A 14,775-nucleotide genomic window follows, 5' to 3' on the forward strand; every position below is an offset into this window, starting at 1 on the left:
ATTCGGGAAAGTGGCACCTTCGTGGTCGGTGAACGACGTATCAATGGCCATCTGCTGGCCCGCCTGATCGGGGCCGCCGCGCGCGAGCGGCCCTACTACCTCGGGGTGGGGCGCGCCATCAGCGGCCTCGTGCTCGACGGCCGCGTGCCCACCTACACCCGGCTCCCCGCCGAACGCGACCTCGCCGCCGCGCTCAACGTGAGCCGCAACACCGTCACCGCCGCCTACGCCTGGCTGCGCGAGAACGGCTACCTCGACAGCCGCCAGGGCGCCGGGAGCTGGACCGTGCTGCCCGACTCCGGCCCCGGCGGCGGCCACCTGCTGCCCCACACCGAGCACGTGGACCTGGGGATCGCCGCGCCCTCGGCCATCGACGGCCTCCAGCGGGCCGCGCGGCTGGCCGTGGACCAGCTCGCCGCCCACGTCGGCGGCATCGGCTACAACCCGCGCGGCCTGCCCGAGCTGCGCCACGCCATCGCCCGCCGCTACGTCGAGCGCGGCCTGCCCACGGCACCCGAGCAGATCGTCGTGACCAACGGCGCCCAGCACGCGGTGGCGATGCTGCTGAGCCTGCTCGCCGACCCCGGCGACAGCCTGCTGGCGGAGTCGCCCACCTACCCCCACGCCCTGGACGCCGCCCGGCGCCACGGGCTCCAGGTGCGCGCGGTCGGGGTCACCCCCTCGGGCTGGGACATGGACCACGTCCTCGACGCGTTCCGCCGGTTCCGGCCCCGCCTGGCCTACCTGATCCCCGACTTCCAGAACCCCACCGGCGCCCTCATGGACGACGAGGAGCGCGCCGCCGTGGTCGCCGAGGCGCGCCGGGCCGACGCCGCGCTCATCGTGGACGAGAGCGTCGCCGAACTCGCCATCGACTCCGGCGACCAGCCCGCGCCCACCGCCGCCCACGACACCGACGGCCGGGTCTACACCGTCGGGTCGGTGGCCAAGACCTTCTGGGGCGGGCTGCGCATCGGCTGGGTGCGCACCACCCCGCCGATGGTGGAGCGCCTGGCGGCGGCCCGCCAGCGCGTGGACCTCGCCAGCTCGCTGATGGACCAGCTCACCGTCACCCACCTGTTCGCCGACATGCTGCGGGTGCGCGCCGAGCGCAGCCGCCAGTTGGCCCGCAACCGCGACGCCCTGGTGGCCCTGCTGCGCGAGCACATCCCGGAGTGGCGCTGCTCCCGCCCCTCGGGCGGCCTGGTGCTGTGGACGGGCCTGCCGCGCCCGGCGGCCACCGCCCTGCGCGAGGTCGGCGCCCGCCACGGCGTGCACCTGGCCCCCGGTCCGCTGTTCGGCGCCGACGGCACGCTGGAGCACTACGTGCGGCTGTCCTACACCCAGCCGCCGGAGGTGCTCGCCGACGGCGTCGAGCGCCTCGCCCGCGCCTGGGCCGAGACCGCGTCCCGGCCCGGCACCCCGCGCCACGACCTCTACGTGTAGGCGCGCGCGGGCGGGTCGCCCCGACCCCCGACCGGCGGCGGGAGCGCCGCCGGTGAGCCCCCCGCGCATCGGGGCTGAGGCCGTGCGCGGATGCGAGGGGCCGCGACCAGCCGGTGCCGACCCGCCCACCCCGGCCACCCCTGCCCCATGCGGTCCTCGGCGCCCGTGGAAGCCGTGGGAGCCGTCACGGAATGCCATCACCGCGTGCCACAGCGAGAGGCTTGAAAACCAGCCGGAAGAGGAGTTCGGACGTTTCCCGTGGAGCGGGCGCCGACCGGAAAACCGGGCCCGAGCGGTGCTTGCGGGTGTCGGCGCGCCGTGGTCCGATTACGCCAGGCGACGTGATGTGGAGCACACAGCGGGAGCGGCCATGGACCCCAGCGAGACTTTGCGCGTCCGACAGGGCGTCGAGGACGAGATCGGCGGACTCACCCTCGTGGACTGGTTCCGCGACACCGCCGAGCGGCACGGGGGGCGGCCCGCGCTGTCCTGGCGCGACTCCGCCGCCGCCGACGCGGAGTGGACCACGCTGACCTGGGCGGAGTACCGGCTGGCGGTCCTGGAGGCCGCCGCCGCGTTCGTCGTCCACGGCCTGGCGCCCGGCGAGGTGGTGGCCCTCATGCTGGGCAACCGCCCCGAGCACCTCGTCGCCGACCTGGGCGCGCTGCACGCCGGCGGCGTGCCGTTCACCGTCTACCCCACACTGGCGCCCGAGCAGATCGAGTTCGTCGCCGGCGACTGCGCCGCCTCCGTCGCCGTGCTGGAGGGCGCAGCCGAACTGGAGCGCTGGGCTGCCGCCCTGGAGCGGCTGCCCGGCCTGCGCACCGTGGTGCTGCTCGACGCCGACGCGGTGCCCCCCGACACCGGCGGCACCGGCCCGCGCTTCGTGAGCTGGGCGGAGTTCGTCCAGACCGGGCGGAGCGCCCACGCCGCCGACCCCGGCCCCGTGCGCGCCCGCATGGCGGCGGTGCGCCCCGAGGACAGCGCCACCCTGCTCTACACCTCCGGCACCACCGGCGCGCCCAAGGGCGTGCTGGAGTCCCACCACCAGGTGCTGTTCCAGGTGACCATCACCCTGCGCGCCAACGACCTGCCCTTCGGCGGCTCGTCGGTGTCCTACCTGCCCATGGCCCACATCGCCGAGCGGGTCCTCAGCGCCTACCTGCCCATCCGCATCGCCGGACACCTGCACTTCTGCCCCGACCCCAAGCAGTTGGGCGCCTACCTGCCCCTGGTGCGCCCGCACGGCCTGTTCGGGGTGCCGCGCGTGTGGGAGAAGCTCCAGGCCGGGCTCACCGCCGCGCTGGCGGCCGCGCCCGCCGAGCGGCGCGCCGCCGTGGACCGGGCCGCGGAGACCGCGCGGGCCTACCTGGAGGCCGGCCAGTACGGCCGCACCCGCGACCCCGACCTGGAGCGGCGCTTCGCCGAGGCCGACGAGGCGATGCTGCGGCCCATCCGCGCGCTGATCGGGCTGGACCGCTGCACGGCCTTCACCACCGCCGCCGCGCCGATGCCCGAGGAGACCCTGCGCTTCTTCTCCGGGCTGGGCGTCCTGCTGCGCGACATCTACGGCATGACCGAGAACTGCGGGGCGGTCACCGTCAACCGCCCCACCGCCTACCGCTTCGGCAGCGTGGGCCGCCCCTCCGACGGCATGGAGATCGCCCTGGCCGCCGACGGCGAGATCCTGGTGCGCGGGCCGGTCAACACCGCCGGCTACCTCAACCGCCCCGAGGAGACGGCCGCGCTCATCGACGCCGAGGGCTGGCTGCACACCGGCGACATCGGGCGGCTGGACGAGGACGGGTTCCTCTACGTCGTGGACCGCAAGAAGGAGTTGATCATCACGGCCGGGGGCGAGAACATCGCGCCGGCCGTGATCGAGAACCGGCTCAAGGAGCACCCGCTCATCGGGCAGGCCCTGGCCTACGGCGACCGCCGCCCCTACCCGGTGGCGCTGCTGACGCTGGACCCCGACGTCGCCCCCGCGTGGGCCGCCGCCCACGGCATCGACGCCGCCGGCCTGGTCGAGCTGGCCGAGCACCCCAAGGTGCTGGCCGAGGTCGAGACGGCCGTGGTCGCGGCCAACGCCCGGCTGGCGCGGGTGCAGCAGATCAAGCGGTGGCGGCTGCTGGCCGACGAGTGGACGGTGGAGGGCGAGGAGCTGACCCCCTCGCTGAAGATGAAGCGCCGGGTGATCCAGCGCAAGTACGCCGAGGCCATCGCCGCGCTCTACGCGGACTGAGGGCCGCGCGCCCGGCCCCGCCGACCCCGGCCGGAGGGGGCCGGGCGCGGCCGCCGGGGGCGCACCGCGCCCCCGCCCGCTCATCCCCGCCCGCTCATCCCCGGGCGGCGGCGCACCGCCGCGCGAAGCGCACGACCTCGGCCAGCACCTCGTCGCGGTTGGTCTCGTTGAACACCTCGTGCCGGGCGCCGGGGAAGATTCGCGCGGTCACGTCGTCGCCGGCGAACGCCTCGATGCCCACGCGGGTGTCGGAGAGCGGCACCAGGCGGTCGTCGGAGCCGTGCACCCACAGCAGCGGCGTGCCCGCCAGGCGGCCGTGCTCGGTGATGCGCCGCAACTCGGTGTCGATGGCCTGGAGCGTGGGGCGCTTGAAGGGGCCGTGCCAGATCAGCTCGTCGGCGGCGTAGGCGCGCCCCACCTCGGGGTCGCGCGAGAGCGTGTCGGTGTCGATGGGGGTGTCGGGGATCTCCGCGGCCGCCAGCAGGCGCTGCGCGGAGGTCCAGCGGCCCAGCACCGGCCCCGACAGCACCAGGCCGGCGAGGTCGGCCCCGTGTAGCTGGGCGTAGCGGGCGGCAATCAGCCCGCCCATGGAGTGGCCGACGAGCACCAGCGGCAGCGTGCGGTAGGCGGTGCGCGCCTGGGTCACCAGCCGGTGCACGTCCTCGACCACGCCGGCGAAGTCCTCGATCAGCACGCGCTCGCCGGAGGACCGGCCGTGCCCGCGGTGGTCCAGGCCGTAGACGGCCGCGCCGCCGGCGCACAGCGCCTCGGCGACGTGGGTGTAGCGCCCGATGTGCTCGCCGTAGCCGTGCACCAGCACCGCCAGCCAGTCCGGCTCCCCGCGCTCGGGCGCCCACGCCCGCGCGGCCAGCCGCCCGGCGCCCCCGGGCCCTCCCGCCAGTTCCCATTCCCGCGTGCTGACCACCTGCGACTCCTCCCGTACCCGCCGACGACACGTGACCGGCAGCCTACGGGGTCGCGCTTGTCGGCCCCCAGCCCGGGCCGGACCGGCGGCCCCGCGCGCACTCAGCCCGGGGCGGCGTCGGCGGCCGGTTCGGGGCGGGGGCGGTCCACCAGGAAGGCCGCCACCGGGCCGGCGGTGGCCAGGATGACCACGTAGGCGGCGGCGAAGGGCACCAGTTGCGGTGCCACCCCCGCCGCCAGGCCCGCGATGACCACGGAGAACTCCCCCCGGGGGATCAGCACCGCCCCGGCGCGCAGCCGGCCGCGCCGGCCGACCCCGTCGCGCCCGGCCGCGTAGTAGCCCACCGCGACCTTGGTCAGCGCGGTGGCGGCGGCCAGCGCGGCGGCGGCCGGCAGCACGGGCAGCAGGTCGCGCGGATCGATCGTCAGGCCGATGGCCAGGAAGAACACCAGGGAGAACAGGTCGCGCAGCGGTTCGACGGCCGACCGGACGCGCTGGGCGAGCTGGCCGCTCAGCGCCAGGCCCACCAGGAACGCGCCCACCGCCGCCGAGGCGTGGGCGGCCTCGGCGGCCCCGGCCACCAGCAGCGCCAGGCCCAGGATCCGCAGCAGGAACTGCTCGGAGTCGGCGGTGTCCAGCAGCCGGTTGAGCGGGTCGCGCAGCCGGTGGGAGGCGAACAGCGCCACCGCCACCGCGCCCAGGGCCGTGGCCAGCGCCAGCGCGGTGCGCCCCGGTGAGCTGCCGACCAGCGCCGCGCCCAGCAGCGGCAGGTACACCGCCATGGCGATGTCCTCCAGGACCAGCACCGACAGCACCGAGGGGGTCTCGCGGTTGCCCAGCCGGCCCAGGTCGGTGAGCAGCCGCGCGACGATCCCCGAGGAGGAGATCCAGGTGATGCCGGCCAGCGCCAGGCACCCGCGCCAGTCCAGGCCCAGCAGCCACCCGGCCAGCGCGCCCGGGGCGGCGTTGAGCACGGCGTCCAGCACCGAGGAGGGCAGGTGCAGCCGCAGGCTCTGGGTGAACTCCTCGGGGGAGAACTCCAGTCCGAGGAGCAACAGCAGCAGCACCATGCCGATGGCGGCGCCGGTGCCGATGAAGTCGCCGGCGGCCGGCACCGGCGCCACCCCGCCCTCGCCCAGCGCCAGGCCCGCCAGCAGGTACAGCGGCACCGGCGACAGCCCCACGCGGCGGGCGGCGGCCGAGGCGACGCTGACGATCAGCAGCACGGCCCCCAGTTCCACGAACAGGGCGACGGAGATCTCCATGGCGCCGCGCTATGCGCCGACGATGTGCTCGACGCCGGCGATGCCCTCGGCCGTGCCGACCACCACCAGCACGTCGCCCGCGCGCAGGGTCTCGGCGGGTGTGGGGGAGGCGATCACGTGGTCGCCGCGCACGACGGCCACGATGGAGGCGCCGGTGCGGGTGCGCGCGCGGGTCTCGCCCAGCGCGCGGTCGCGGTAGGGCGAGCCGGGGCCGACCTCGACCTGGCCCGAGACCAGGCCGGGGACCTCGCGGGTGAGGTCGGCGAAGCGCTCGGCGATGCGCGGCGCGCCCAGGATCTCGGCGACGGTCTCGGCCTCCTCGCGGGTCAGGTGGAGCAGGTGGCGGGGGGTGTCGGGGTCGCCGCCGCTGTAGCTGAGCAGTTCGGTGTCGCCGTTGCGGCGCGCCACCACCCCGATGCGCGCGCCGCGCGCGGTGGTGAACTCGTAGCGGATGCCCACGCCGGGCAGCAGGACCTCGGTGACCTCCATGGCGCACCTATTCCCGGCGGCGGGGCGGCGTACCCGCGCCCGCGCACCCGGGGAGACGGCGCGGGCACCGTGCGTGGCGCCGCCGCGCGGCCGACGCGTACGCCCCCGCTGAGGTGGCGGGCCGGTTCCGGTCAGAGCGGGACGGGTTGGCGGGCCGCCGGAGGGGAAGCGGGCCGTCCCACCGGCCGGACGGAATTCGCGAAATCGACGAACGCGACAATCGTCCGCTATCGCTCAGGATTCCCCAGACAGGGCGAAGAAGGCATCTTTTAGGCTGGAAGCGCTGCGGGCATGAGTCAGGTGACGTCACCACCGACGCATCCGCACCTGTCGACGCCCGGCAGCCAACGAATCAGAGAGGTGACGCCCCATGCTGGCCGATTCCTACGGCAGAGTCGCCACCGACCTACGCGTCTCGCTCACCGACCGCTGCAACCTCCGCTGCACCTACTGCATGCCCCCCGAGGGCCTGGAGTGGCTGCCCAAGGACGACCTCCTGACCGACGACGAACTCGTCCGCCTCATCGGCATCGGCGTGACCCGCCTGGGCATCGAGGAGGTCCGCTTCACCGGCGGCGAACCCCTGCTGCGCCGCGGCCTGGTCGGCATCGTCGCCGCCACCACCGCCCTGCGGCCCCGCCCCCACACCGCCCTGACCACCAACGGCATCGGCCTGGCCCGCACGGCGCCCGCGCTCGCCGAGGCCGGCCTCGACCGCGTCAACGTCTCCCTCGACACCCTGCGCCCCGACGTCTTCGAGAAGCTCGCCCGCCGCCGACGGCTCACCGACGTCCTCGACGGCATGGCGGCCGCCGCCGCGGCCGGGCTCACCCCGGTCAAGGTCAACAGCGTGCTGATGCGCGGCGTCAACGACGACGACGCCCCCGACCTGCTGCGCTACTGCCTGGACCACGGCTACGAACTGCGCTTCATCGAGCAGATGCCGCTGGACGCCCAGCACGGCTGGCGCCGCGACACCATGGTCACCGCCGACGAGATCCTGGACCGCCTCGGCGTCCACTTCGACCTGGAGCCCGCCGACGCCGACACGCGCGGCAGCGCCCCGGCCGAACTGTTCCACGTCGACGGCGGCCCGGCCACCGTCGGCATCATCGGCTCGGTCACCCGGCCCTTCTGCGGGGCCTGCGACCGCGTGCGGCTGACGGCCGACGGCCAGATCCGCAACTGCCTGTTCGCCCGCGAGGAGTCCGACCTGCGGCCCCTGCTGCGCGGCGGCGGCACCGACGAGGAGATCGCCGACCGCTGGCGCGCCGCCGTGGCCGCCAAGCTGCCCGGACACGGGATCAACGACCCCAGCTTCCTGCAACCCGCCCGCCCGATGTCGGCCATCGGCGGCTGACCCCGCCCCGCGTCCGTCCCCGGTCTCCCCGAAGGGGGAAGCGCGCCCCGGGGGCGCACCGCACCACGGCCCGCCCGCCGCACCCCGCCCCGCCGCATCTCGGGCGCCGGACGCCGCCCGCCGCCCCCGGCGCTCAGGCTCGGTCCGGACCGCCCCTGCCCCCGGCGCCCGCCGCGCTCAGCGGCCGCGGTCCGCCACGGGGACGCGCCGGCCGCGCTCGCCGCGCCCGGTCGCCATCCACACGCGCTGGCCCGCCGGCCCCACCGTCACCCCGAAGCGCGAGTGCGCGGGGCGCCCGGCACCCACCCACCAGGCATAGGCCGCGGCGACCTCGTCGAACAGGCGCCGGCGCCCGTGCTGGCGCACCCGGTAGGCCCCCACCGTGTCGGGGGTGACGCGCCACGACGCCCACGAGTCCGCCTCCGGCGCCGCCAGGTACACCGTGAAGCACTCCGATGCGGGGTCGTCGCCGTCGCAGACCACCGTGCACGCGGTGTCGGGGACGCGCAGCCCCACCGCGAACGACGCGTCGAAGTCGCCCACCGCCTCGTAGGGGTGCAGCGCCGTGGCGGTCTCGGCGTAGTCGTGGCCGGGCAGGACGCGGTCCTCCACGGCGCCGTGCGGGGTGCGCTGGCCGCGCACCCACATGAAGCCCGCGTCGCCGTCGAAGTGCCCGTGCGCGGTGCCGTCGCCGGCCACCTCCAGGCGCAGCAGCGTGCCGTTGTGGAAGGCCGTGCCCCACGGCGTGAGGATCCTGCCGCCGGGCCGGGTCTGGGCCACCCAGGCGTGGGGCACCCACCGCACCGCCGCCGTGGCGATCACCCGGTCGAACGGCGCCCGCTCCGGCCACCCGGCCGTGCCGTCGCCCACCACCGCGCACGGGTGGAACCCGGCGGCGGCCAGGGCGGCGCGGGCGCGCCCGGCCAGCGCCGGGTCGACCTCGACGGTGGTCACCCGCTCGTCGCCGAGGCGGGCGCTCAGCAGGGCGGCGGTCCACCCGGTGCCGGTGCCGATCTCCAGCACGCGCATGCCCGCCTCGACCGCCAGCTCCCGCAGCATCAGCGCGACGAGGGAGGGCATGGAGGCGCTGGAGGTGACGTAGCCGCGACCGCTGCCGTCGCCGTCGTCGAACTGGGTGACGATCGCGGCGTCGGTCTCGACCAGTTCCCGCCACCGCTCGGGGGCGGCGGCCCGGTCGACGCGGTTGCGCCCCAGGTCCCACACGGTGTCGGGGATGAACCGGGCGCGGGGGGCGTGCGCGAACGCCTCGGTCCAGTCGGGTCCGATCGCGCCGGCGGCGCGCAGCCGGGCGACGAGGTCGTCGGCCACTACGCCGCCCCCGGCCCGGCCGGGGGCGGGCCGGCGGCCGCGCCGGTCGCGCGGCCGCCGCGGTCGCCGGTGTCCTCGCGTTCTCCCATGTCCGCCTCCCGGGCCGGCGGCCCCGGCCCTCGGCGCCGCCGCGAGCACGGTAACCCGGTGCGACCGCGTGTGACGGGGCGTGTGCGCGTCGGCCCTCGTCACAGGGGGCTCGGCCCGGCCGGGGAAGTGGCGGCGGGCGTCCGACCCGGTGGCCAGGTCCGGTGCGGAAAACCGGTTGCCCCGCCGGGGCCGCCTCTGGCGTCATAGGTGGGCGCGATCATGGGGTAGTCGCGCACCGCACCGGCATCCATCGAGGAGGTGGCCCCATGCCCTACACCGAGGTCCCCGGAGCGCGGGTTCCCATCCGCATGTGGGCCGACCCTGACACCGTCGAGTCCGCCGCCATGGACCAGCTCCGCAACGTCACCCGGCTGCCGTGGGTGCACGGCCTGGCCGTGATGCCCGACGTCCACTACGGCAAGGGCGCGACCGTGGGCTCGGTGATCGCCATGCGCGACGCCGTCTCGCCCGCCGCCGTGGGCGTGGACATCGGCTGCGGCATGACCGCCGTGCGCTCCACGCTGACCGCCGCCGACCTGCCCGACGACCTCGGGCGGCTGCGCTCGCGGCTGGAGGCCGCCATCCCGGTCGGCCCCCACGCCCACGACCGCCCGGTCGACCCCCGCCGCGTGCACGGCCTGCGCACGGCCGGCTGGGACGACTTCTGGTCGGGGTTCGACTCCCTGGCGCGGCCCGTGCACCACCGCCGCGAGCGCGCCGCCCGCCAGTTGGGCACCCTGGGCGGGGGCAACCACTTCCTGGAGGTCTGCCTGGACGACGGCGGCGCGGTGTGGCTGGTGCTGCACTCGGGCTCGCGCAACATCGGCAAGGAGTTGGCCGAGCACCACATCGAGCGCGCGCGGCGCCTGCCGCACAACCAGGACCTCCCCGACCGCGACCTCGCGGTGTTCGTCGCCGGCACGCCCGAGATGGACGACTACCGGCGCGACCTGTTCTGGGCGCAGGACTACGCCCGCCGCAACCGCGACATCATGATGGGCCTGGCCTGCGACGTCCTGCGCGCCACGGTGCCGGGCGTGCGGTTCGACCAGTGGATCTCCTGCCACCACAACTACGTCGCCGAGGAGGAGTACGACGGCGTCCGGGTGCTGGTGACCCGCAAGGGCGCGATCCGCGCGGGCACGGGCGACCTCGGGATCATCCCGGGCTCCATGGCGACCGGCACCTACATCGTGCGCGGGCTGGGCAACCCCGCCGCGTTCGACTCCGCCTCCCACGGGGCCGGCCGCCGCATGAGCCGCAACAAGGCCAAGCGGCGCTTCACCGAGGCCGACCTCGTGGAGCAGACCCGGGGCGTGGAGTGCCGCAAGGACGTCGGGGTCCTCGACGAGATCCCGGCCGCCTACAAGGACATCAGCGCCGTGATCGAGGCCCAGACCGACCTGGTCGAGGTCGTCGCCCACCTGCGCCAGGTGGTGTGCGTCAAGGGCTGACCCCGCTGCTGGGCGGGCGCCGGCCGATGGGAAGGAGTGAGTGAGCGGTGGAGGGCACGACCCCGCCGGAGGCGGCCGAACCGCTGTCGGCCGAGGACTTGCGCGCGCGGGTGGCGCGCGGCGAGCGGCACCGGTTCCTGTTCTTCTGGGGCCACCGGCCCGCCCGCGACGGATCGGTGGGGCCGGGCTGCCTCAGCCAGTGGTGGCCGGCCGGGTTCACCGTCGAGGGGGTGGCCTACCCCACCGCCGAGCACTGGATGATGGCCCAGAAGGCCCGGCTGTTCGGCGACGACGACGCCCTGCGGCGGGTCCTGGCCGCGCCCCACCCCGGCGCGGCCAAGGCCGTGGGCCGCGAGGTCCGCGGCTTCGACCAGGACGTCTGGGACGCCCACGCCTTCGACATCGTCGTCCGCGGCTCGGTGCACAAGTTCGCCCAGAACCCCGACCTCGGGGCGTTCCTCCAGGCAACCTCCGGCCGGGTGCTGGTCGAGGCCAGCCCCGTGGACCGGGTCTGGGGGATCGGCCTGGCCGCCGACGACGACCGCGCCGCCGACCCCGCGCGGTGGCGCGGCCCCAACCTGCTCGGGTTCGCCCTGATGCGCGCGCGGGCCGAACTCGCGACCTGAGGGGCCGGGGCGCCCGCGCGCGGGCGCCCCGGCACGGCCGCCCCCGCCGGTGGCATGCTGGGGGCGGGTGGCCCAGCGTTGAGGAGGGTGCGATGCCCGCAGCGGAGCCGTTCGACGCCGTGGTCCTGGCCGGGGGAGCCGCCCGGCGCATGGGCGGCGGCGACAAGCCCGGCCTCCGGGTCGGTGGCACGCCGCTGGTGGAGCGGGTGGCCGCCGCGGCGCGTGCGGCCGAGGAACTGGTCGTCGTGGGTCCGCCGCGCGACCGCCCCGCCGCGCGCTACGTCCGCGAGGACCCGCCCGGCGCCGGTCCGGTGCCCGCGCTGCGCGCCGGGCTCGCCTGCGTGCGGCGGCCGTGGTTCGCGCTGCTGGCCGGCGACCTGCCGTTCGTGCGGCCCGAGGACCTGGCCGCGCTGCTGGCGGCGGCCCGGCGCCACGGCACGGGCGCGGTGCTGCTGGACGCGGACGGCCGGGAGCAGTGGCTGCTGGGCGCCTGGCGCACCGAGCGCGTCCGCGCCGCCCTGGCCGGCTACACCGGCGGCTCCCTGCGCGGCCTGCTCGGGTCGCTCGGCCCCGCGCCGGTCCCGGCCGCCGCCCTGGCCGACGGCGCCCGCGCCGCGTTCGACTGCGACACCCCCGAGGACCTGGCCGCGGCCCAAACGGCGGTACCGGCCGATCCGCCCGAGGCGCCCGGCGGCCCCTCGGCGTGAGGGGGAGCGCCTCGGGCGCGCGCGGCGGTGGACGCCTGACGGAGGCGGCGGGTAAGAGGGACGGGTGCGGCCGTCAGCCGGTGAAGTCGGCGAAGGGGACCGTCTCCAGCAGGAACCCGCGCACACTCAGGAAGTCGGCGAGGTAGTCGCGGTGGTCGTCGCAGGCCGTCCAGGTCTTGCGGCGGTCCACGGTGTGGATGCGGGGGTTGTTCCACACCAGCACCCAGGCCGCCGGTGCGCGGCAGCCGCGCCGCGAGCACAGGATCTCGGGCTCGGGCGCCCCGGCGGGGCCGCCGCCCGGTGCGGGCTCGGTGTGCTCGGGGCGGTGTTCGCCGCCGTCCCCCGGTGCCGGTGCGCTGGTGTCCACGCCGCTCCCCAGTCGTAGCGGGGCGGGTGCCTCCGCTCGTCGGTCAGGTGCCGGTCACGAGCATGCCACGGCACGGTCTTTGGCGCACAAAAAAGCGACGTCGGGTGGCTACGGGGGCAAACCACCCGACGTCGCAACGGTGTTCCGACGGGGGCTCGGAACACCGGCCCAGCGCTTCGACGGGGGACCGAAGCGCTGAGGCCCAATCTACACCGACAACCCCCTGTGTACGTCAAGACTTAGTTACGACGTGGTCTCGGGAAAGTCCAGCAGGTCAGTACATCAATGGTCCTGAACAGGCAGGAAAGGTGCATTACCCACAGGAGTCACAGGGCGACGAAGCGGTCACCCGCGCCCCCGCCGACGGTCCGTCCGCAATCCGCCGCACCACCCGCGCCGACGCCGCATGCGTGCCGAACCGGTGATTGCCGCCACGCGCGGCGGGCAGTGTGCAACCGAGCACCTACGGAAGGGAGCCGCATGTCGCACCACACCTACCGCGTCACCGAGATCGTGGGTACCTCGACCGAGAGCGTGGACCAGGCGATCCGCAACGGCATCGAGCGGGCCGCCGCCACCCTGCGCGAACTCGACTGGTTCGAGGTCACCGAGATTCGCGGCCACCTGGAGAACGGCCAGGTCGGGCATTTCCAGGTGGGCCTGAAGGTCGGGTTCCGGCTGGACGAATAGCGCGCCGGCGCCCGCCGCCCGGCGGCCGGCACCGGCCGCCGCGCGGACGGCGCACCGCGACCCTGCGCCCGGCGGGGGCGGTGGCCGCGCCCTTCGCGGCTACCGCCGCGCCTCCCCTGCGCCGGGCGCAGCATGCCGCACCCGGGCAGCGACCCGGGCGGCCGCGACCCCCGCTCCCACCGCCGCAAGCACCGCCACCAGCACCGTCAGCGCCGGCCACAGCCCGAACACGTCCGCCGGGGTGTAGCTGTTGCCCTCCAGCGCGGGCGCGACCCCGAACAGCAGCACCGCCAGCGCCGGCGCGGCCGACTGGGGGAGCAGGCGCAGGCAGAACCGCCACCCGGGCCAGGCGGCGCGCCGCGCGGCCCACCGGCCCGAGCGCCGCACCCCCAGGACGCCCAGCCCCAGCCCCGCCGCGGTGAGCCCGCCCAGGACCAGGTCGACCACGGTGGCGGTCGGCGCGCCGGGGTCGGCGGCGCGCCCCTCGGTCAACTCGATGATCCCCGAACTGAGTTCGTAGGCCTGCTCGCGCGAGGGGGTGTAGCTGTTCAGCAGCACCACCACGCCGTAGCCGCTGCCGGTCACCAGGTCCTGCTGGGCGTTGAACCCCGGCACCACCCCGCTGTGCGAGACGCGCGCGGGCGCGACGCCCGGCCCGCTGTGCCGCCAGCCCAGCCCCGCGCGGCCCGCGCCGGGCTGGCGGGTGCGGGACTCCTCGACCAGTTCGGCGGACAGCAGCCGCCGGCCGTCCGGCGCGGTCCCGCCGCGCTGCTGCATCGCCAGCCAGGCGGCCATGTCGTGGGCCGTGCTGACCACGCCGCCCGCCCCGCTGTTCATCTCCTGCGGCCCGGTGAGGGGCAGCGCGCCGCCGTAGGCGGTGACGTGCCCCTGGGCCAGACCCTCGACCGGCTCGCGCGTGGTCGCGGTGCCGACCGTGTCCGCCATGCCCAGCGGCGCGAAGACCTGATCGGCCAGGAAGGCGTCGAACGGCTGCCCGGCGACCACCTCCACCACCCGCGCCGCCACCCAGTAGTTGGCGTTGCTGTAGGCGTAGGCCGCGCCGGGTTCGGCGGACAGGTCCCAGCCGTCGATCCGGGCGACGCCCTCCTCCAGCGACTCCGCAGGGGCCACGACGGTGGGGTTGGGCAGCCCCGAGGTGTGCGCCAGCAGGTGGCGCAGCGTGATGCCGGCGCCGGGCCGGAAGCCGGGCAGGTAGCGGTCCACCGGCGCGTCCAGTTCGACCTGGCCCTCGTCCACCAGCCGCAGGACGGCGAACGCGGTGAAGGACTTGGACACCGAGCCGATGCGCAGCCGGCTGTGCTCGGTGAGCCGGCCGCCGTTGCCGTCCGCGCCGTAGCCGGCCTCGTGGACGGTCTCGCCGTCGCGGACCACGGCGACGGCGGCCCCCGGCAGCCCGTGGCGGTCCAGGTAGGCGGTCACGAAGGCGTCCACCTCGGCCGTATCCAACCCGCCCGGTCCACCCGGCCCGCCCGGGTCGGCGGCGGCCGGCCCCGCCGGGGCCAGGGCCGCCGACACGGCCAGGAGGAGGGACAGGACAGCGGCCGGCACACGCATGGGGAGGCTTTCGTCGTTGAGGGTGGAGAGTGGGGGAGGCAGGGCGCGGGGGCCGCTCCCGGCCGCCCGCGCCCGGCGATCGGGTGCCACCCTCCCAGCGGCACCGGGCCGTCCGGGTCAGGGAGCGCCCCTGGCCCGGCCCCGGCCTTCCCCGCACCCGCCCCTGGGGGCCATCCCCGACCTCCGCCCCGGCCCGCCCCCCAAAAA

13 protein-coding genes are annotated in these 14,775 nt (G+C 76.2%); 7 read left to right on the plus strand and 6 right to left on the minus strand.

Annotation, left to right across the window (positions count from 1 at the left end):
• Window positions 1-21: 21 nt before the first annotated feature.
• Complete coding sequence (gene yczR, locus LG943_RS09115) at window positions 22-1,446, plus strand: MocR-like transcription factor YczR (protein WP_270071783.1); 1,425 nt, start codon at window positions 22-24, stop codon at window positions 1,444-1,446.
• A 370-nt stretch (window positions 1,447-1,816) separates the two neighbouring features.
• Window positions 1,817-3,691, plus strand: coding sequence for an AMP-dependent synthetase/ligase (locus LG943_RS09120; protein ID WP_270071784.1), 1,875 nt, complete (start codon window positions 1,817-1,819; stop codon window positions 3,689-3,691).
• Between the two features lie 94 nt (window positions 3,692-3,785).
• Here the strand turns inward: LG943_RS09120 and LG943_RS09125 are convergent, their stop codons facing one another.
• The 3 genes from LG943_RS09125 to LG943_RS09135 form a co-directional block, all read right to left on the minus strand.
• Complete coding sequence (locus tag LG943_RS09125) at window positions 3,786-4,616, minus strand: alpha/beta hydrolase (RefSeq protein ID WP_270071785.1); 831 nt, start codon at window positions 4,614-4,616, stop codon at window positions 3,786-3,788.
• Window positions 4,617-4,717: 101 nt separating this feature from the next.
• Window positions 4,718-5,881, minus strand: a complete 1,164-nt coding sequence (locus tag LG943_RS09130; RefSeq protein ID WP_270071786.1) for a cation:proton antiporter — start codon at window positions 5,879-5,881, stop codon at window positions 4,718-4,720.
• A gap of 9 nt (window positions 5,882-5,890) precedes the next feature.
• Entirely contained in the window at window positions 5,891-6,370 is a 480-nt protein-coding gene (locus tag LG943_RS09135; RefSeq protein ID WP_270071787.1) for a cation:proton antiporter regulatory subunit, read from the minus strand.
• A gap of 370 nt (window positions 6,371-6,740) precedes the next feature.
• Here LG943_RS09135 and moaA point away from each other — a divergent pair, with 370 nt between their 5' ends.
• The gene (gene moaA / locus LG943_RS09140; RefSeq protein WP_270071788.1) at window positions 6,741-7,730 is read left to right on the plus strand and encodes a GTP 3',8-cyclase MoaA; all 990 of its coding nucleotides are present in this window, start codon (window positions 6,741-6,743) and stop codon (window positions 7,728-7,730) included.
• 177 nt (window positions 7,731-7,907) lie between these two features.
• Here moaA and LG943_RS09145 read toward each other — a convergent pair whose 3' ends face one another.
• Entirely contained in the window at window positions 7,908-9,059 is a 1,152-nt protein-coding gene (locus LG943_RS09145; RefSeq protein WP_270071789.1) for a methyltransferase domain-containing protein, read from the minus strand.
• Between the two features lie 356 nt (window positions 9,060-9,415).
• On the opposite strand from LG943_RS09145, the gene LG943_RS09150 reads away from it, so the two are divergent.
• The 3 genes from LG943_RS09150 (at window position 9,416) to mobA (ending at window position 11,936) form a co-directional block, all read left to right on the plus strand.
• Window positions 9,416-10,603, plus strand: coding sequence for an RtcB family protein (locus tag LG943_RS09150; RefSeq protein ID WP_270071790.1), 1,188 nt, complete (start codon window positions 9,416-9,418; stop codon window positions 10,601-10,603).
• Between the two features lie 83 nt (window positions 10,604-10,686).
• The gene (locus LG943_RS09155) at window positions 10,687-11,229 is read left to right on the plus strand and encodes an NADAR family protein (protein WP_270071872.1); all 543 of its coding nucleotides are present in this window, start codon (window positions 10,687-10,689) and stop codon (window positions 11,227-11,229) included.
• Window positions 11,230-11,321: 92 nt separating this feature from the next.
• The gene (gene mobA, locus LG943_RS09160; RefSeq protein WP_270071791.1) at window positions 11,322-11,936 is read left to right on the plus strand and encodes a molybdenum cofactor guanylyltransferase; all 615 of its coding nucleotides are present in this window, start codon (window positions 11,322-11,324) and stop codon (window positions 11,934-11,936) included.
• Window positions 11,937-12,009: 73 nt separating this feature from the next.
• On the opposite strand, the gene LG943_RS09165 is transcribed toward mobA, so the two are convergent.
• Window positions 12,010-12,303: a hypothetical protein gene (locus LG943_RS09165; RefSeq protein WP_333486345.1), complete on the minus strand. Its 294-nt coding sequence runs from the start codon at window positions 12,301-12,303 to the stop codon at window positions 12,010-12,012.
• A gap of 480 nt (window positions 12,304-12,783) precedes the next feature.
• Here LG943_RS09165 and LG943_RS09170 point away from each other — a divergent pair, with 480 nt between their 5' ends.
• Window positions 12,784-12,993, plus strand: a complete 210-nt coding sequence (locus LG943_RS09170) for a dodecin (protein ID WP_270071792.1) — start codon at window positions 12,784-12,786, stop codon at window positions 12,991-12,993.
• 99 nt (window positions 12,994-13,092) lie between these two features.
• Here LG943_RS09170 and LG943_RS09175 read toward each other — a convergent pair whose 3' ends face one another.
• A complete protein-coding gene (locus LG943_RS09175) occupies window positions 13,093-14,568 on the minus strand; it encodes a serine hydrolase domain-containing protein (protein ID WP_270071793.1) in 1,476 nt (491 codons plus the stop codon).
• Between the last annotated feature and the right edge of the window lie 207 nt (window positions 14,569-14,775).

The organism is Streptomonospora mangrovi, from assembly GCF_027604915.1.
Lineage (GTDB): Bacteria > Actinomycetota > Actinomycetes > Streptosporangiales > Streptosporangiaceae > Streptomonospora > Streptomonospora mangrovi.